General features: G+C 32.5%; 17 protein-coding genes and 1 pseudogene. 8 read left to right on the top strand and 10 right to left on the bottom strand.

The window, feature by feature from the left end; genetic code table 11:
• The first annotated feature begins 105 nt into the window (after positions 1 to 105).
• Positions 106 to 1,161 carry a histidinol-phosphate transaminase gene (hisC, locus tag ISP02_RS09415; RefSeq protein ID WP_195721310.1) on the top strand — a complete coding sequence of 352 codons (1,056 nt, stop codon included), beginning with the start codon at positions 106 to 108 and terminating at the stop codon, positions 1,159 to 1,161.
• Between the two features lie 64 nt (positions 1,162 to 1,225).
• Positions 1,226 to 1,762, top strand: coding sequence for a 5' nucleotidase, NT5C type (locus tag ISP02_RS09410; protein ID WP_195721309.1), 537 nt, complete (start codon positions 1,226 to 1,228; stop codon positions 1,760 to 1,762).
• A 40-nt stretch (positions 1,763 to 1,802) separates the two neighbouring features.
• On the opposite strand, the gene ISP02_RS09405 is transcribed toward ISP02_RS09410, so the two are convergent.
• The 5 genes from ISP02_RS09405 to ISP02_RS09385 all read right to left on the bottom strand — a co-directional run bounded on the left by ISP02_RS09405 (position 1,803) and on the right by ISP02_RS09385 (position 7,646).
• The gene (locus ISP02_RS09405; protein WP_195721308.1) at positions 1,803 to 2,732 is read right to left on the bottom strand and encodes a diacylglycerol/lipid kinase family protein; all 930 of its coding nucleotides are present in this window, start codon (positions 2,730 to 2,732) and stop codon (positions 1,803 to 1,805) included.
• Positions 2,733 to 2,856: 124 nt separating this feature from the next.
• On the bottom strand, positions 2,857 to 4,362 hold the full coding sequence (locus ISP02_RS09400) for a peptide MFS transporter (RefSeq protein ID WP_195721307.1): 1,506 nt from the start codon (positions 4,360 to 4,362) through the stop codon (positions 2,857 to 2,859).
• A 204-nt stretch (positions 4,363 to 4,566) separates the two neighbouring features.
• Positions 4,567 to 6,081 carry a peptide MFS transporter gene (locus ISP02_RS09395; RefSeq protein WP_195721306.1) on the bottom strand — a complete coding sequence of 505 codons (1,515 nt, stop codon included), beginning with the start codon at positions 6,079 to 6,081 and terminating at the stop codon, positions 4,567 to 4,569.
• A gap of 158 nt (positions 6,082 to 6,239) precedes the next feature.
• Positions 6,240 to 6,740, bottom strand: a complete 501-nt coding sequence (gene queF / locus ISP02_RS09390; protein ID WP_195721305.1) for a preQ(1) synthase — start codon at positions 6,738 to 6,740, stop codon at positions 6,240 to 6,242.
• 24 nt (positions 6,741 to 6,764) lie between these two features.
• A complete protein-coding gene (locus ISP02_RS09385) occupies positions 6,765 to 7,646 on the bottom strand; it encodes a DMT family transporter (protein ID WP_195721304.1) in 882 nt (293 codons plus the stop codon).
• Positions 7,647 to 8,310: 664 nt separating this feature from the next.
• On the opposite strand from ISP02_RS09385, the gene nrdI reads away from it, so the two are divergent.
• The 3 genes from nrdI (at position 8,311) to nrdF (ending at position 11,849) form a co-directional block, all read left to right on the top strand.
• A complete protein-coding gene (gene nrdI, locus ISP02_RS09380; RefSeq protein WP_195721303.1) occupies positions 8,311 to 8,709 on the top strand; it encodes a class Ib ribonucleoside-diphosphate reductase assembly flavoprotein NrdI in 399 nt (132 codons plus the stop codon).
• Positions 8,672 to 10,777 carry a class 1b ribonucleoside-diphosphate reductase subunit alpha gene (gene nrdE, locus ISP02_RS09375; RefSeq protein ID WP_195721302.1) on the top strand — a complete coding sequence of 702 codons (2,106 nt, stop codon included), beginning with the start codon at positions 8,672 to 8,674 and terminating at the stop codon, positions 10,775 to 10,777. Before nrdI ends, nrdE begins: the two co-directional genes overlap by 38 nt.
• A gap of 103 nt (positions 10,778 to 10,880) precedes the next feature.
• Positions 10,881 to 11,849 carry a class 1b ribonucleoside-diphosphate reductase subunit beta gene (nrdF, locus tag ISP02_RS09370; protein ID WP_195721301.1) on the top strand — a complete coding sequence of 323 codons (969 nt, stop codon included), beginning with the start codon at positions 10,881 to 10,883 and terminating at the stop codon, positions 11,847 to 11,849.
• 154 nt (positions 11,850 to 12,003) lie between these two features.
• Here nrdF and ISP02_RS09365 read toward each other — a convergent pair whose 3' ends face one another.
• The 3 genes and pseudogenes from ISP02_RS09365 to ISP02_RS13275 form a co-directional block, all read right to left on the bottom strand.
• Positions 12,004 to 12,318 carry a CHY zinc finger protein gene (locus tag ISP02_RS09365; RefSeq protein ID WP_195721300.1) on the bottom strand — a complete coding sequence of 105 codons (315 nt, stop codon included), beginning with the start codon at positions 12,316 to 12,318 and terminating at the stop codon, positions 12,004 to 12,006.
• Between the two features lie 13 nt (positions 12,319 to 12,331).
• Complete coding sequence (gene murB, locus ISP02_RS09360) at positions 12,332 to 13,282, bottom strand: UDP-N-acetylmuramate dehydrogenase (RefSeq protein ID WP_195721299.1); 951 nt, start codon at positions 13,280 to 13,282, stop codon at positions 12,332 to 12,334.
• 126 nt (positions 13,283 to 13,408) lie between these two features.
• Positions 13,409 to 13,902: pseudogene (locus tag ISP02_RS13275) on the bottom strand (GrpB family protein).
• A gap of 119 nt (positions 13,903 to 14,021) precedes the next feature.
• Between ISP02_RS13275 and ISP02_RS09350 the strand changes: the two are divergent.
• The 3 genes from ISP02_RS09350 (at position 14,022) to ISP02_RS09340 (ending at position 16,739) form a co-directional block, all read left to right on the top strand.
• On the top strand, positions 14,022 to 14,915 hold the full coding sequence (locus ISP02_RS09350) for an EMYY motif lipoprotein (protein ID WP_195721298.1): 894 nt from the start codon (positions 14,022 to 14,024) through the stop codon (positions 14,913 to 14,915).
• 132 nt (positions 14,916 to 15,047) lie between these two features.
• The gene (gene ytxJ / locus ISP02_RS09345; RefSeq protein WP_195721297.1) at positions 15,048 to 15,368 is read left to right on the top strand and encodes a bacillithiol system redox-active protein YtxJ; all 321 of its coding nucleotides are present in this window, start codon (positions 15,048 to 15,050) and stop codon (positions 15,366 to 15,368) included.
• A gap of 249 nt (positions 15,369 to 15,617) precedes the next feature.
• The gene (locus ISP02_RS09340; RefSeq protein ID WP_195721296.1) at positions 15,618 to 16,739 is read left to right on the top strand and encodes a glycerate kinase; all 1,122 of its coding nucleotides are present in this window, start codon (positions 15,618 to 15,620) and stop codon (positions 16,737 to 16,739) included.
• Positions 16,740 to 16,811: 72 nt separating this feature from the next.
• Here the strand turns inward: ISP02_RS09340 and pepT are convergent, their stop codons facing one another.
• The gene (pepT, locus tag ISP02_RS09335) at positions 16,812 to 18,047 is read right to left on the bottom strand and encodes a peptidase T (RefSeq protein ID WP_195721295.1); all 1,236 of its coding nucleotides are present in this window, start codon (positions 18,045 to 18,047) and stop codon (positions 16,812 to 16,814) included.
• Between the two features lie 12 nt (positions 18,048 to 18,059).
• Complete coding sequence (locus ISP02_RS09330) at positions 18,060 to 18,560, bottom strand: threonine/serine exporter family protein (RefSeq protein WP_408020132.1); 501 nt, start codon at positions 18,558 to 18,560, stop codon at positions 18,060 to 18,062.
• Positions 18,561 to 18,562: the final 2 nt, after the last annotated feature.

Genomic DNA, 18,562 nt, shown 5'->3' with positions numbered 1-18,562 from the left:
TTTTTTATGTTTAATTGCTGATGTTATTGCTTTTCATTCTGTTAAAGCGTTATAATAACGGATAAGTTTTTATTATAAAAGATCTAAAGGGGGACCAACAACAAGATGAAAAAACAAATAGAACAACTATCAGCTTATCAACCAGGTTTGTCGCCACGTGCGCTAAAAGAGGCTTATGGCATTGAAGGAGAATTGTATAAATTAGCGTCAAATGAAAATTTACATGGGCCTTCACCAAAAGTAAAAGAAGCGATTACTGCGCATTTAGATGAATTATATTACTATCCTGAAACAGGGTCTCCGTTATTAAGAGAAGCAATAAGTAATGAATTAAATATTGATGAAAGTCGTATTTTATTTGGCGCAGGTCTAGATGAAGTAATTTTAATGATTTCAAGAGCGGTGCTAACTCCCGGAGATAATGTTGTAACGAGTGAAATGACATTCGGCCAATATACACATAATGCCGTTGTCGAAGCGGCGGAGGTAAAACAAGTGCCTTTAAATAATGGTCATTTTGACTTAGAAGGTATTTTGAATGCCGTGGATGAACATACAAAATTAATATGGTTATGTAATCCTAACAATCCAACGGGTACATATTTTACACATGAAGAGTTAAAACATTTCTTGAATGAAGCACCAAGTAATATACCGGTACTTATTGATGAAGCATACGCTGAATTTGTAACAGCTGATGATTTTCCAAATTCTTTAGCATTACAACAAGAACATGATAATGCCTTTTTACTCAGAACATTTTCAAAAGCTTATGGTTTGGCTGGCTTACGAGTAGGTTATGTGATTGCAGCTAAAGAAGCTATAGAAAAATGGAATATTATAAGACCTCCTTTTAACGTAGGTCGTTTATCAGAATATGCAGCAATAGCCGCATTTGAAGATCAAGCTTATCTCAAATCTATAACTGACGATAATGCTAAAGAGAGAGAAAAGTTCTTTGCTATTCCTCAGAGCGAGCATTTCTATCCAAGCCAAACGAACTTTGTGTTCGTAAATACTAATCGTCCAGATGCTTTATATGAAGAACTTCTTAAAGTAGGATGTATCACTAGACCATTCCCAAATGGTGTTAGAATAACGATTGGTTTTCCTGAACAAAATGATAAAATGATAGAAGTATTAAAATCTTTCGATTACTAAGTGTGATTGATACTAGTAATAATGGCACAGAGAGAATAGCTTATAAAAGGGAGTAGAATGATTAATGACTAGAGAATCAATTGCAATTGATATGGATGAAGTACTAGCAGACACTGTAGGTGCGTTAATTAAACATGTAAATAATCGTATGGATTTAAGTATTACTTATGATATGTTAGAAGGTAAGAAATTACGTCACGCGATGCCTGAACATGATGGATTACTTACTGAAATTTTACGAGAACCTGGCTTTTTCAAACAATTAGAAGTAATGTCTGGGGCACAAGAAGTGGTTAAAAAACTTACTGCTCATTATGATGTATATATTGCGACTGCAGCGATGGATGTACCTACGTCATTCCACGATAAGTATGAATGGCTTAGACAATACTTTCCATTTTTAGATCCACAGCATTTTGTTTTTTGTGGGCGCAAAAATATTGTTAAAGCCGATTATTTAATCGATGATAATCCTCGACAATTAAGTATTTTTACAGGCAAACCTATTATGTACACAGCATCTCATAATGTTGATGATAATAGATTTGCACGTGTTAACAACTGGGAAGATGTAGAAGATTATTTCTTGGGAAATAAATAATAAAAGACTGGAGCGTTGCATAAGCAGCGCTTCAGTCTTTTTAATTATTTGTTGTTTCCTCAACAAGCGTTAATATTTTAATGGCTTGAGGAATAATTTGAATATTTAATGGTGTCGTTAAGGCAATTTCACCATCGATATCCACTTTATGTGTATCGTCTGTTTCTATAGTAATTTCTTTTGCAGGTAAATGTGTTATACCTTTTGTCATATTGTTCCAATTTAAACTATCACGTTGTTTAAATACATCCGTAAATATATTAAATTTTTGGTCATCAAAAATAAAAGTATTTAAATAGCCATCGTCTGGAGCTAAATCCGTTAATGGAATGCGGTTACCGCCAATAAAAGGTCCATTTGCCACTAATATCATTGATGATTCATCGCTTAGTTCTTTACCGTCTACTTTCACTTTGTAATTAAATTTCACAGGATCTACAAGTGTTTTCATAGTTGAACTAACATAACTTAATTTGCCGAATAAGTCTTTGTTACCGTCTTGAACATTTAAAGCGTTTTGTACGATTAATCCTAAACCTACGAAATTCAAGGCGTATTGATCATTAACTTTCATAACATCATATGGTTTCAATGTAGTTTCTGTTAATTGTTGACTAGCAACTCTAAAGTCATTATTTAAATTCAATGTTTTAGTAAAATCGTTAAACGTGCCACCTGGAATGATGCCAATAGGGATGTTTAATTCATGCTGCATCACACCATTGATTAATTCATTAACGGTACCGTCACCACCAAGAATGAAAATAATATCTACATCGGCACTATATTGCTTTGTTTTGATTGATTTACAAAATTCAACGATATTACCTTCATCTTCGCTTAATTGTATTGATAAATGTTTACACATTGCGGTTAAAGATTTGGATACTTCACCTAAACCATCATATATATCTTTAATACCGGAATGCTCATGGTAAAATAGTACACCATGATTGTATTTTTGAGTCATTGTCGTTCCTCCTAGGTAGTGCGTAATGCGTAAAATCATTATACTACATATTGCAGAATATAATAAAACACCACGATTATTTTAAATAATCGTGGTGGAGTATACTCTATATTTTGTTAGTATATTATCTAACGCCACGCATGCCTTTAACAATTCTTGGAATAAAGGCAATAACAACGAGACTTATTACAACAGTAATGACACCTAAAAATAGGAAGTAATTATTGTCACCTAATGGGGCTCTTAATTTTACCAAAGTACCGTTGATTGCTTGAGCAGTTGCGTTTGTGAGCAACCATAAACTCATCATTTGAGAATTAAATGCTTTTGGTGCTAATTTAACGGCAGCGCTGTTACCAGTAGGAGACAGACACAATTCGCCGATAACGCAGATTATATATGATAAGACTATCCAGTTTACACTAAATTGTGCTCCACCAGAGGCATGTCCAACACCTGCAACCAGTAAGTAAGATACGCCAGCTAATATTGCACCTAATACGAATTTAGTAGGCAAGGTTGGTTGTTTAGTCCCGAGTTTCTTCCAAATTGCTGAAACGACTGGTGCAAACAATAAAATAAACAATGGATTAATTGATTGGAATATAGCCATTCCGAATGGTATATGCCAGCCGAAGATATTTAATGACATGTCAGAATGTTTAATGGCATAAATATTTAGCACATTTGAACCTTGCTCTTGTATTGACCAAAATAGTACACCCAACACAAATAGTGGAATAAATGCAAATACTCTTGAACGTTCATCATCAGATACTTCTTTGCTTCTTGTCATAATTATAAAATAAGCAATTGGTAATGCTATTCCTAAAATTAAAACGGTAACACTTACTAAGTTAAATGATAATGTATGCGTTAAGCTAGCAACAATAATGACAATAATAATAAGTGCGATCATACCAGCAAATATGCTTATGTATTTTTTACGTTCATCTTTAGTTAATGGATTTGATGGTGCCATTCCAACTTGACCTAAATTTTTGCGATTAAATAATACATACCAGATAAGACCTAATAACATACCAAATGCTGCAATAGAGAAACCTATATGGAAATTACCACCATCTATAAATTGGTTAAGAATAGCAGGGGCAACTAATGCACCGCTATTAACAGCCATATAGAAAATTACAAACCCGGCATCCATTCTTTTATCATCTTTAGGATAAAGACGTCCCACAATATTAGAAATGTTAGGTTTCATTAAGCCTGAACCAACGATAATAAAGAACATCGATAAAAACAGACCAGAAATACCTAAAGGCAGACTTAAACATACATGCCCGACTATGATTAAAACGGCACCTATGATAGTAGCACCACGTGTTCCAGTGATACGATCGGCAACCCAACCGCCAAGCACTGAGGTCATAAATATTAGTGAACCATAAATGGACATTATAGATTGAGCAGTCGTTTCATCTATGCCTAGTCCACCTTTTGTAACCGTAAAGTACATATAAAATATTAGTAGCGCACGCATCCCGTAATAACTAAAACGCTCCCAAAATTCAACGAAGAATAGTACGCCTAATCCTCTAGGATGCCCAAAGAAACCTTTCTGTGGAATCCCATCAAGCTGTTGTTTGTATGTGCTATCGTTGTGCATAAACATCAAACCTTTCTACAACAATTATGTATAAAGGGGATTTTACGCTTAAATAAAATCAATTGCAATAATATTCTAATAATAATAATATTCAAAAAATTCAGTTTATTTTAATAAAAAATTTTTAAATAAACTAATCAAAAATTGTTAATTAGTACACAATTGAAAAGCGGCTAACCATTTGGTTAGCCGCTAAAATTAATATTAGTAAACGCCTTTCATTGCTCGTTTCACGCTTGGAGAAATTATTAATAAGATGACACCAATTACTACTGCGAACAAACCTGAATATAAGAAGTAATCACTTTGATTTATTTTAGTGTAAACGACAACGAGTTGTGCATTTATTCCTTGAGCCGTTGCATTACTTAACATCCATAAGCTCATCATTCGAGCTGTGAAGCTTAATGGTGCTAATTTTGTAGTAGTTGATAGTCCAACTGGCGAGATACAAAGTTCACCTACTGTAATTAAGAAAAAGCTTAATGCTAGCCACAAAGGATTGATTAATTCGACACCTGCAGCTAATGGAATAATCATTACTAAATAAGATAAACCAGCGATGATTGTACCATAAGCAAATTTATGTACTGTAGGTGGGTTATGTTTTCCTAATTTTACCCACAGTGTAGCAAATACTGGAGCTAAAACTACTATGAAAATGGGATTAAGCGATTGTGCCCATGATGCAGGTATAGAAAAATCAATTAAACCATTAGTGAGTGCGGACATTTCTAATTGCGTCTTTTTATCGGCAAAGTTTGCTAAAACAGTAGAACCTTGTTCTTGAATCATCCAAAACGCAACAGACGCTATATATAGTGGAATGTAACTAAATACGCGAGATTTTTCATCCTTAGTAACATCTTTACTTACTATCATATTTATAACAATGAAAACAGGTAACACGATACCAATAATAGTAACGAGTAAACTAAAGTTTTCTAATGTTAATGCGTTATTTAACTTTAGAACAAGTAAATAAATTAGGAATAAGACGATAACTGTACTAGTTAATAAAACAAAACGTTTAATTTCAGGTTTTGTCAAAGGATTAGGAACATTTAATCCAGCTAAACCTAATGTATTTTTACGTCTTAAGGCAAAGACGATTAATCCACAAAACATTCCAATAGCCGCGACTAAAAATCCAGCATGGAAACCGACTCTTGTTTGTAAAAAGCCAGTGATTAAAGGTGCTAGTAGCCCCCCTAAGTTGATACCCATATAAAATATTGTGAATGCCGAATCTGTGCGTATGTCATTGCGATCGTATAATTCACCAACAGTCGTAGAGATATTAGGTTTTAATAGACCAGTACCTAAAATGATTAATAGTAAAGCAACCATGACAAGCGTTAAATTATTTGGTAATGATAATAAAATATGACCCATCATGATCAATATACCACCGTAGAATAGGGCGTGTTGAGTACCTGTAATACGGTCCGCAATCCATCCACCTATGACACCTGACATATAAATCAATGCACCATAAATAGCAACGATTTGTAGCGCTACACCTTCATCTAATCCAAAACCACCCTTTGCAACACTATAGTATAAATAATAAACCAATATTGCTTTCATACCATAGTAACTAAATCTCTCCCAAAACTCAGTGAAGAACAAAGTGCTTAGTCCTTTCGGATGGCCGAAGAATCCTGTTCTTGGTGTACTTTTCATTATTTCTTCATGTGAATAACTAATTTTCCTCATTTGTTCACTCCCCTTAAATAGTTGAATTTATTTTATACTGTTTTTATATTAAAAACAAGTGTTCTTTTTGTATAAACAAATTAATGATTAATTATATAAAATTTGCTGAAAATAAAAAATCCGTAATAAACCAAAGTTTATTACGGAAAAATTACCTCTTAACGGTTGTCTATGTTTTCTGGATATAAATCATGATTCATCATTCGATGTTCGGCCATTTGTACATATTTAGAATCGGGTCTACCATAATTCGTGTAAGGATCAATTGAAATACCACCACGAGGAGTGAATTTTCCCCAAACTTCTATATAATGTGGATCCATTAAATCAATTAAATCATTCATTATTATATTCATACAGTCTTCGTGGAAATCACCATGATTTCTAAAACTAAATAAATAAAGTTTTAATGATTTAGATTCTACCATTTTAATATTTGGTATATATGATATATAGATTGTCGCAAAATCTGGTTGACCTGTGATAGGGCATAAAGAAGTAAATTCAGGACAATTAAATTTTACGAAATAATCACGACCTTGATGTTTGTTATCAAATGATTGAAGTACATCAGGTCTGTAATCAAAGTCATATTTGTTATTTTGATTACCTAAGAGTGTTATATCTTGTAATTCTTCATTTTTTCGACCTTGTGTCAATTTGACTATCTCCTTTAAAATGATTTACTTACGTTGATTCTCTTTAATAGTGGCAACGTTTTGTCGACGTGCCTTTTCAAACATGTAGTAACTTGCACCAATAATGATAATGTAACCCAAAATTGCATATAAGTCTGGAGATTCTCCAAACATAACTAAACCGAAAAATGCAGTGAAAATTATAGATGCGTAAGTAAAGATTGAAATATCTTTTGCTGGGGCATAACTATATGCAAGTGTAATACCTATTTGACCTACAGCAGCTGAGCATCCTGCGCCTATTAAATAAAGTATTTGGATCCAAGTCATTGGTTCGTATGTGAAAAGTGTAAAAGGTATTAATACAACTACAGAGAACAATGAAAAGTAAAATACAATCGTATAAGGCGCTTCACGTGTACTTAAAGCACGTACACACGTATAAGCACTGGCAGCAAATATACCTGACATTAAACCACCCAAACCAGGAATCATGTCAGATGAAAACTCAGGTTTGACCACAAATAGCATGCCGCCTATTGCAACGATCATCGCAATGATTTGATAATTTCGAATTCTTTCATTTAGGAAAATTAGACTAAGTAAAATCGTCCAGAATGGATTTAATTTCATTAATGTGTCCGCATCACTCAGTACCATATGGTCGATAGCGAAAATGTTTAACAACACACCAACTAAGCCAAGTGTAGAACGAGAAATTAACAGTGGTTGACTACTTAATTTACCAAATAGAGGTTGCTTGTATTTAATTATGAAAAATAAAGGTATAAATAATGATACTAAATTTCTGGCAAGGGACTTTTGGAACACAGGTAAGTCTCCAGCAAGTCTGAAAAATACGGACATAAAACTAAAGCCTATGGCAGAAATTAATATAGCAATGATACCTTTTACTTTTGGATTCACTGTATATCGCCTCGTTCATAATATTTTAACGTATTTATATTAGCATACATACTCTTAATATGTACACATGTCTTGCAAAAAATGGAAAAGTATATTAATATATTTATACGAACAAATGTTCCCTTTCGCAAAATTAATTTATTAAAATATTTAGTAATCTAATTATATAATAAAATATGAGAAGAAATTCGAAATGCGCAAACCGTTATGTACCAACGATTTACAAATATTTTGGAAAAATCAACTAATACCCCTTAGAATTTTAGAAAAAAATTTTTTTGGTATATTAACGTTGGAATGGTGCCATTTCTAGTGTTTAGCTTAAAATTTATAACTTCTTGAGCCTTTAAAAGTAATTGCGAGTTATGTATAATTAAACACATAATATAGTACTGGTTAAAAAACAATAATACTATATGTTGTGTTTTTCGACAGTACAATTAATTGTAAAAATACAAAAATACAAACTATTTATTATGAAAAATTAATGTAAACATGACAAATTAAGGTTTTCAATAGACCTTAATCGTTATATATATACGTTTTTTATTTTAGTACACTATATATTGTGTTTGCCATAATAATTTTGTGTTTAAAAACGTCAATTCAAAAATTTACATTTTGCTTTTAATGTGCAATGTTGATTTAGAAAGAAGGTGTACCGATGAAAGTCGTATTTTTTTCATTTTCAGGGAATGTCAGAAGATTTATCAACAAAGCAGAATTACCGAATACGATGGAAATTACACAAGCGAATTGTTCAGAACGCATTGATGAACCTTTCATTTTGGTCACTGGGACAATAGGGTTTGGCGAAGTACCTCAACCAGTACAAGCATTTTTAGATACAAATGGTGATTTATTAAAAGCAGTAGCCGCAAGCGGAAATCGTAATTGGGGCCAAAATTTTGCCAAGGCCGGACGTAGTGTTGCAGAACACTATCAAGTACCGTTATTAATAAAGTTTGAAGTACAAGGTACATCAAATGATGTAGAACAATTTAAGGATAAGGTGGGGCAATTTTATGAAGACTATAGACGAAAAGAAATACAATCATATTGAATTAAACAATGAAGTAACTAAACGGAAAGACAATGGCTTTTTTAATTTAGAGAAAGATCAAGAAGCCTTAGCCGTTTATTTAGAAGAAATACAGGATAAAACTATATACTTCGATACAGAAATTGAACGCCTTCATTATTTAGTTGATAATGATTTTTATTTTGATGTATTTGAAAAATATTCAGAAGCAGACTTAGAAGAAGTTTCAGAATATGCACGTAGCTTTGATTTCAAGTTTGCTAGTTATATGTCTGCTAGTAAATTTTTTAAAGACTATGCATTAAAGACAAATGATAAGCAACAATATTTGGAAGATTATAATCAACATGTAGCAATCGTGTCACTTTATTTAGCTAACGGTGACAAAAAGACAGCTAAACAATTTATATCTGCAATGATCGAACAACGTTATCAACCAGCAACACCTACATTTTTAAATGCTGGACGCGCACGTCGTGGTGAACTGGTTTCTTGTTTCTTACTTGAAGTGGATGACAGCTTGAACTCTATCAACTTCATCGATGCTACAGCTAAACAATTAAGTAAAATTGGCGGGGGTGTGGCGATTAACTTATCTAAGTTACGTGCACGTGGCGAAGCGATAAAAGGAATTAAAGGCGTAGCTAAAGGCGTTTTACCAGTTGCCAAATCATTAGAGGGTGGCTTTAGTTATGCTGACCAACTTGGTCAACGTCCAGGTGCTGGTGCAGTATACTTAAACATTTTCCACTATGATGTTGAAGAATTTTTAGATACTAAAAAAGTAAATGCTGATGAAGACTTACGTTTATCTACTATTTCAACTGGTTTAATTGTGCCAGCGAAATTCTTTGAATTAGCTAAAGAAGGTAAAGATTTCTGCATGTTTGCGCCACATACTATTTATAATGAATATGGTGTGACATTGGATGATATAGACTTAGATGCTTATTATGATGAACTTGTAGCAAACCCTAATGTAGACAAGAAGAAAAAAGATGCGCGTGAGATGTTAAATACTATTGCTCAAACACAATTGCAATCAGGATACCCGTATTTAATGTTCAAAGACAACGCTAATAAAGTACACGCTAACTCTAATATTGGCCAAATCAAAATGAGTAATTTATGTACTGAAATTTTCCAATTACAAGAAACTTCTATAATAAATGATTATGGTACAGAAGATGAAATTAAACGTGATATTTCATGTAATCTAGGATCATTAAATATTGTTAACGTTATGGAATCTGGTAAATTTAAAGATTCTGTACACACAGGTATGGATGCATTGACAGTAGTAAGTGACGAGGCAAATATCAAAAATGCGCCAGGAGTAAGAAAAGCCAACAGTGAATTACATTCTGTGGGTCTCGGTGTTATGAATTTACATGGCTACTTAGCTAAAAATAAAATTAATTACGAATCAGAAGAAGCAAAAGATTTTGCTAATACGTTCTTTATGATTATGAATTATTACTCCATCGAACGTTCAATGGAAATAGCGAAAGAACGTGGGGAAGTTTATAAAGATTTTGATCAATCAGATTACGCAAATGGGAAGTACTTTGACTTCTATACTTCTCAAACATTTGCACCAAAATATGATAAAGTAAGCAAGTTATTTGATGGCTTAGAAATACCAACAACTGAAGATTGGAAAGCTTTACAAGAAAAAGTTGAAACATACGGCTTATTCCACGCATATCGTTTAGCAATCGCACCAACACAAAGTATTTCGTATGTACAAAACGCGACTAGCTCTGTAATGCCAATCGTTGACCAAATCGAACGTCGTACTTATGGTAATGCTGAAACATTTTACCCAATGCCTTTCTTATCACCAGAAACTATGTGGTATTACAAATCAGCATTCAATACAGACCAAATGAAACTTATTGATTTAGTTTCTACCATTCAAACTCACGTAGACCAAGGTATTTCTACAATTTTATATGTGAATTCTGAAATTTCTACGCGTGACCTTTCTAGATTATATGTATACGCACATCATAAAGGACTTAAATCACTTTATTATACGCGTAATAAATTATTAAGTGTTGAAGAATGTACAAGTTGTGCAATTTAATTTAGGACTATGAAACGGCAAAGACAATGTTGCAGGGATTAGAGTTTACACTAATCTCTGCATATCGTTGTATATTATAAAAATAGATTGGAGCATTAAACTTATGAAAGCAGTCAATTGGAATACGCAAGAAGATATGACGAATATGTTTTGGCGCCAAAATATCTCACAAATGTGGGTTGAAACTGAATTTAAAGTATCAAAAGATATTGCAAGTTGGAAAACATTAACTGACGCAGAAAAAGATGTTTTTAAAAAGGCCCTAGCAGGTTTAACAGGTTTGGATACACATCAAGCTGACGATGGTATGCCATTAATTATGCTACATACGACTGACTTACGTAAGAAAGCTGTTTATTCTTTTATGGCTATGATGGAACAAATTCATGCTAAGAGCTATTCACATATTTTTACGACGTTGCTACCATCTAGCGAAACGAACTATTTATTAGATAAATGGGTTATAGAAGAACCACATTTAAAATTTAAATCAGATAAAATTATTGCTAACTATCACAAATTATGGGGTAAAGAAGCTTCAATTTTTGATCAATATATGGCACGTGTTTCAAGTGTCTTCCTAGAAACATTTTTATTCTATTCCGGCTTCTATTATCCGCTATATTTGGCTGGACAAGGGCGCATGACAACTTCTGGTGAAATCATTCGTAAAATTTTATTAGATGAATCAATTCACGGTGTATTTACAGGTATGGATGCACAAAGTTTACGTAATGAGTTGTCAGAAAGTGAAAAACAACAAGCAGACCAAGAAATGTATAAATTACTAGATGAATTATATAAAAATGAAGTATCGTATACTCATGGACTTTATGATGAAATTGGTATCGCAGAAGACGTACTAAATTACGTAAGATATAACGGGAACAAAGCGTTGTCCAATCTAGGTTTTGAGCCATATTTTGAAGAGCGTGAATTTAACCCAATTATTGAAAATGCGCTCGATACTTCAACGAAAAACCATGACTTTTTCTCAGTTAAAGGCGATGGTTATACATTAGCATTAAATGTAGAAGCATTAAGAGATGAAGACTTTATATTTGAAGATTAAATTAGCTATAAATAAACCAGATACGTCAGTGCCAATAGGTGTGATGTTTCTGGTTTTTGTATAAGAAGGCGAAAAAGTATTTTAATAGGTTTAATTAAATGATTTAAAAAAAGATTAGGTAATGTTTGTACACATTACCTAATCTTTTTTATCTTTAAATAACAAAATAGAGATGATAGTGGAATTTACAACGATTGTTAAAATGAGCGTTACATTTAGGACAAGTTTCGGTCATCATGTATTCGTTAATCGTAAGTTCGTAATTACAAACACCACATAATATCGCACGTTGGTTAAACTCATTTGATTCCCAACGTTTAATCTGATGTGATTCATGTTCGTTATGGCACTTATAACAAGGATAGTATTTGTCACAGCATTTAAACTTAATAGCAATAATGTCTAATGGTGTTTGATAATGTATACATCTCGTTTCATTGTCTACTGTAGAACCATATACTTTAACCATGTAATGCCTCCTCTTAATTTATCGGGTGTTCACCGATAATTTTTACTTCAGGGTTTAGTTCGATATCGAAATTAGCTTTTACGATTTTTTGTACATAGTGAATTAAATCTTCATAATCAGTAGCAGTTCCATTATCTACGTTAACCATAAAACCGGCATGTTTAGTCGAAATTTCTACACCACCGATACGATGACCTTGTAGATTTGAATCTTGAATTAATTTCCCGGCGAAATGACCAGGAGGTCTTTGGAAAACACTGCCACATGACGGATATTCTAACGGTTGTTTAGACTCTCGACGCTCTGTTAAATCATCCATTTTACTTTGAATTTCATTTTTATTACCAGGTGTTAGTGAAAATGAGGCCTCAAGTACTACTAAATTTTGTTTTTGAACAATACTGTTACGATAATCTAACTCTAATTCGTTAGTAGTTAATGTAATAAGATCACCTTGTTCATTAACACACAAAGCGTAGTCTATACAATCTTTTACTTCACCACCATAAGCACCAGCATTCATAAATACAGCGCCACCGATTGATCCGGGTATACCACACGCAAATTCTAAACCAGTTAGCGCGTTATCTCTAGCTTTACGTGATACATCGATAATTGCTGCACCACTACCTGTAATTATGACATTATCTGAAACTTCGATATGGTCTAAAGATAATAAGCTGATTACGATGCCCCTAATACCACCTTCTCTAATAATAATATTAGAACCATTACCTAAATAAGTAACCGGTATATCATTTTTATATGCGTAACGTAAAATTGCTTGTACATGTTCATTAGAAGTCGGAGATAAATAATAATCTGCTTTACCGCCAGTTTCTGTATATGTATAGCGTTTTAGTGGTTCATCAACTTTGATAATACTGTCAGGAACAATCGCTTCTAGTTCTTTTAAGATAGTATCTTTATGCACTACTAGAACATCCTTTCTGAATGAATTCATTTGTTTATTATATCAACTATTAGCTAAATATGCTAAATTGTAAGGCATTAATTTATTATAATTATTAAATAATAAGTTAAACAGAAATAAGTTTAGGTTGAAATTACTTTGAAATAATTTGTTTATTTAATGTTGTGAAGATTTTTGCCTTTGATTGTTATAAGCGCATATAGAATTAACATTATTTAATACTTCTTGTCTATGTTGGCAAAATAATTTAGGGGAGTCGAATTATTAGATAGTTGACTATTCACCATTAAATATTGTTCAAACATGTCACTATCTTTTTGCACTATATGAAGATGAACTGTTTTAAATCAATTAAATTATTAAATTTTGCCATAATCAATTTCTCTTTATGAGCATGATGCAATTTATAAAACCTTCATAATTTAGACGTTTTTCATCTAAAGTGGTAATAGCATATAAATTATCTACACCGACTGAAATATCTAAGACGGGTCAGTTTCATAGTTACAATGATGGGTGACACCGATATGATAAGTTGATTTAACCGGTGAATCTAATAAATTATACAATACAGCTTGAATCTCTTTATATTGTTGGTTAAAATCTTGATTGGTAGATGAAGAAATAAATGGTTGGACGTCGTTATACATATGTAATCCTAGCCCCACTATGTGATAATAAGGAATTAATAAATTCTGAAATAATATAACACATATCATTTTCAAGTTAAATATGTTTATGTATAATACGAATAATAAGGAGTACAAAGATGAAAAAATTTATAAGTTTAATCTTATTTGCCTGTCTGATTTGTGTATTGAGCGGCTGTGGGAGTAGTAGTACTGCTGATTTTAAAAAATTTCAAGCGTCGTTGAGCGATTCTAAAAGTAAAGAACACGATGTCAAGAAAACACTTAATAAAATACACATCGATAGATTAGATTCATTGAGTAAGACCGATACAACCGATAAAAACAAAAAAGAAATTAATGATATTCAAAATAAGATTAATAGTGAATTAGTGCCTCAAATTAAGGCTTATGAAGACTCAACTAAAAATCTTAAAGCGAAAACAAGTGAATTAAAAAGCTTGAAGAAAACATATGTTAAGAATGTAAAGCAACAAACAAATGCACTAAACGAACTTAAGAAATTTGTTGATTTATGTAATCAATCTATCAAGGCTAATGAAGATATATTAGATTATACGAAACTATTTGAAAAAAATAGATCGATTGTCGAAAATAATATGAAGACTGCTGAAAAGTCAGGTAATAGTACTGAAGTAGCGACAATTACAAAAAAAATAGAAGATAATAATAAAGAATTAAAACAAACTGCTGAGAAAAGTACACAAACTTCTGATCCTAAAGAAATTAAAGCAGCCATTAATAATGATATAATGCCACTTATAAACAAACAGATTAAAGATTTAAATCAAACGAATATTAGTGATGAGCATGTTAATGCAGCACGCAAACACACGATTGAAATGTATTATAGTTTACAAAATTATTATGAGACTAGAGAAGAAACTTTAAATATAGGTCAAAAATTGGAGAAAATTGATTATAAGCAATTACCTAAAGAAGGTAAGGATCTAGATAAATATCAACAAGATTTCGATGAAGAATTTAAAAAAATTAAGTCCAAAAACAATTAAATAACATTTAAATAGGCGGTTAACAACAAAATGTTATTTGTGTATAATGGGAAGCATTGATATGAAAATATCTTATAACTTACACATTATTATTTAGTAATAGTACGTTAAATCTTTTTAGAGGTGAATAGAATGGCTATAAAGCTGAGTTCGATTGACCAGTTTGAACAAGTCGTCAATGAAAACAAATATGTTTTTGTGTTTAAGCATAGTGAAACATGCCCAATATCAGCAAATGCATATGATCAATTTAATAAATTTTTATATGAAAGAGATATGGATGGATATTATTTAGTTGTTCAAGAAGAACGAAAATTATCTGATTATATTGAAGAACAAACTCAAGTGAAACATGAATCACCACAAGCGTTTTATTTCGTAGATGGAAAAGCAATGTGGAGTGCTAGTCATGAACAAATAAATGTTTCATCATTAGCAAAAGCAGAAGAATAAAATCACATAAGAACTAAACTTTGCTTGTTATGCTTACTAATTTAGTTAGTGGCTAACAAGCTTTTTCTTTTGATGTGAAATATTTTGATACTACATGTATAATATAATAATGAACTTATCAATATATACAACTTTAATATCAAAAATGAGTAACATAAAAAAGTGAACAATTTCTGAGTCAAGAAATGGACAATATGTTAATAAAGATAGAAATTATTATACATTTATGGAAAATATGAGGTGACGAAGATGAAAGTATTAGTAGCTATGGATGAATTTAATGGAATAATATCTAGTTATCAAGCCAATAGATATGTGGAAGAAGCAATTGCTAATAAAATACCTAAAGCCGACACGGTTCAAGTTCCATTGTTTAATGGTCGTCATGAGTTAATGGATTCGGTATTTTTATGGCAATCAGGAATTAAATATAAAGTCACAACGCATGATGCAGATATGAACGAAGTAGAGGCAGTATACGGTATAACTGACAATAATATGGCTGTTATAGAAGGGAACTTATTCCTTAAAGGACATAAGCCTACGCGTGAGCGTTCTAGTTATGGTATGGGAGAAGTTATTGCCGATGCATTGGATAATCAAACAGAGCACATAGTCATTTCTTTAGGTGGTATTGATAGTTTTGATGGTGGTGCAGGAATGCTACAAGCATTAGGTGTTAAATTTTATGATGATGAAGCTGTAGAAGTTGATACGCGCCAAGGCACACATATATTAAAACAAATACGTAGCGTTGATTTTTCAATGTTGCATCCACGTTTGAAAGATGTGAAGTTTCAATTAATGTCAGATTTCGATAGCAAATTATATGGCAAAAAAAGTGAAATCATGCAAATATATGAAGCGAAAAATATGAGCCGTGAAGAAGCTGTAGAAATCGATAATTTAATTTGGTATTTCAGCGAAATTTTAAAAGGAGAATTACATAGTGCTATCGGACTAGTTGAACGTGGTGGCGCCGGGGGTGGTATAGCTTCTCTTTTAAGTCATTTATATAATGCCGAAATTTTAACAAGCCATGAATTAGTAGACCAGCTCACTCATTTAGAATCATTAATTGAACAAGCTGACTTAATCATCTTTGGTGAAGGTGTTAATGAAGATGATCAATTATTAGAAACGACGACGATTCGTATTGCAGAATTAGCGACTAAACACGCAAAACCTGCTATTGCCATATGTGCAACGAGCGATAAATTTGATCAATTTGAAACAATGGGCGTTACGGCAATGTTTAACACATTTATTGAAATGCCAGAAAATTATACAGATTTTAAAATGGGAATTCAAATTAGACATTATACAATTCAAGCACTAAAGCTATTACAAACCCCGTTTAGTGTAGAATAGAAAATTTAAATAATAAACATAAAAAGAGTGAGCGCACATATCGTTGTGCGCTCACTCTTTTTATGTTTATTATTATTGTTCATCGTAGTAATTAACGACTTCCTCAGCAATATTCACAATTACAGATACTGCTTGTTCCATAACGTCAATCGAAGCATATTCGAAAGGACCATGGAAGTTTGCACAACCAGTAAAAATATTTGGTGTAGGCAAGCCTTTATAAGAAAGTTGAGAGCCATCTGTGCCTCCACGTATTGGTTCGGTATTCGGTTCGATATTTAATTTTTCGAATACTCTTTTTGGAATATCTATAACGTGTGGATTGGGTTCGATTTTTTCGCCCATATTATAATACTGATCATTTATTGAGACTTGCACAGGATCATCTTCATAATGCACATTAATATTGTCACTAATTTCAATCATTTGTTTTTTACGGAGTTCAAATTGATGTCGATCGTGGTCACGAATAATATATTGCAATGTTGCTTGTTCTACATCACCATTAAATTGCATTAAATGATAAAATCCTTCATAACCTTCGGTTCTTTCTGGAACTTCATTTTGTGGTAACAGCGCATTAAATTGATTACCGAGTAAAATTGCGTTAATCATTGCATTTTTCGCTGAACCGGGATGTACATTTACGCCATGTGTAGTCACAACTGCTGAAGCAGCGTTGAAACTTTCATATTGCAATTCACCTAATTCACTGCCATCCATCGTATAAGCAAAGTCTGCATTAAATTTGTCGACATTAAATTTATGAGGTCCACGACCAATTTCCTCGTCAGGCGTAAATCCAACACGAATGCGACCATGATTTATTTCGGGATGCGAGATTAAATACTTTAAAGCTTCCATTATTTCGACGACGCCCGCTTTATCGTCTGCACCTAATAAAGACGTTCCATCAGTTACCATTAATGTATGGCCTTCAACTTTACTCATGTTAGGGAATACATCTTGGCTTAATACACGATTAGTTTCACCTAACTTAATTGGTTGACCGTCATATTTTTCAATGATTTGAGGATTTACATTTGTTGCATTAAAATCAGGTGACGTATCAACATGTGCTAAAAATCCAACTGTTGGTAAGTCTTGAGCTACATTACTTTCTAATGTAGCGAATAAGTAGCCATTGTTGTCTAAATCAGTAGCAAGTCCCAAGTCTTTTAATTCTTGCTCTAATAAATATAATAAATCCCATTGTTTATCGCTGGAAGGTGTACTTTCTGACTCTGGGTTTGACTGAGTATCAATTTGTACGTAACGTTTTAATCTTTCAATTATTTCTGATTTCATTTTCTGCACCCCTTAAGCTCTATTATTTATATCATAAGATTTTCTGTATGTTTTGCCTTTCATTTTACCATAATATTGTTTAATCCGCGTATATATGTAATACAATATTTCAGCACACAATATACCGAAAGCAATGGCACCAGAAATAAGTGTTACCTCTAAAAAGGTATTTACGGCATGTGTGTAATCGTTTGAAACAAGTAATCGTGTAGCTTCATAAGCAAGGCCTCCAGGAACAAGTGGTATAAGCCCAGGCACGATAAATATAATAACTGGTCGTTTATATCGACGACTCATAGTATGGCTCATAACGCCTAATATTAAACTACCTAAAAATGCAGCCATAACTTTACCGAGATCGGCATCAATTGTGAATTTATAAATAATCCAACCCATAGCACCAACGAACCCACAAGCTAAAAGTAAACGTCGTGGCGCATTAAAGATAATGGAGAAGAGCGTCGTGGCTATGAAACTAATAAAAAACTGACTTACATAATATAACAAGACCATTT

Source organism: Staphylococcus durrellii (genome assembly GCF_015594545.1).
GTDB lineage: Bacteria > Bacillota > Bacilli > Staphylococcales > Staphylococcaceae > Staphylococcus > Staphylococcus durrellii.
This window is presented reverse-complemented; position numbering and strand designations above follow the sequence as displayed.

Bases quoted from the DNA above. Each gene is read 5' to 3' on its own strand.
- ISP02_RS09340 (WP_195721296.1), top strand. From the start codon at position 15,618: ATGAAAGTATTAGTAGCTATGGATGAATTTAATGGAATAATATCTAGT.
- hisC (WP_195721310.1), top strand. From the start codon at position 106: ATGAAAAAACAAATAGAACAACTATCAGCTTATCAACCAGGTTTGTCG.
- nrdI (WP_195721303.1), top strand. From the start codon at position 8,311: ATGAAAGTCGTATTTTTTTCATTTTCAGGGAATGTCAGAAGATTTATC.
- nrdE (WP_195721302.1), top strand. From the start codon at position 8,672: ATGAAGACTATAGACGAAAAGAAATACAATCATATTGAATTAAACAAT.
- ytxJ (WP_195721297.1), top strand. From the start codon at position 15,048: ATGGCTATAAAGCTGAGTTCGATTGACCAGTTTGAACAAGTCGTCAAT.
- nrdF (WP_195721301.1), top strand. From the start codon at position 10,881: ATGAAAGCAGTCAATTGGAATACGCAAGAAGATATGACGAATATGTTT.
- ISP02_RS09410 (WP_195721309.1), top strand. From the start codon at position 1,226: ATGACTAGAGAATCAATTGCAATTGATATGGATGAAGTACTAGCAGAC.
- pepT (WP_195721295.1), bottom strand. From the start codon at position 18,047: ATGAAATCAGAAATAATTGAAAGATTAAAACGTTACGTACAAATTGAT.
- ISP02_RS09405 (WP_195721308.1), bottom strand. From the start codon at position 2,732: ATGACTCAAAAATACAATCATGGTGTACTATTTTACCATGAGCATTCC.
- ISP02_RS09365 (WP_195721300.1), bottom strand. From the start codon at position 12,318: ATGGTTAAAGTATATGGTTCTACAGTAGACAATGAAACGAGATGTATA.
- ISP02_RS09330 (WP_408020132.1), bottom strand. From the start codon at position 18,560: ATGGTCTTGTTATATTATGTAAGTCAGTTTTTTATTAGTTTCATAGCC.
- ISP02_RS09400 (WP_195721307.1), bottom strand. From the start codon at position 4,362: ATGCACAACGATAGCACATACAAACAACAGCTTGATGGGATTCCACAG.
- ISP02_RS09350 (WP_195721298.1), top strand. From the start codon at position 14,022: ATGAAAAAATTTATAAGTTTAATCTTATTTGCCTGTCTGATTTGTGTA.
- ISP02_RS09395 (WP_195721306.1), bottom strand. From the start codon at position 6,081: ATGAGGAAAATTAGTTATTCACATGAAGAAATAATGAAAAGTACACCA.
- murB (WP_195721299.1), bottom strand. From the start codon at position 13,282: ATGAATTCATTCAGAAAGGATGTTCTAGTAGTGCATAAAGATACTATC.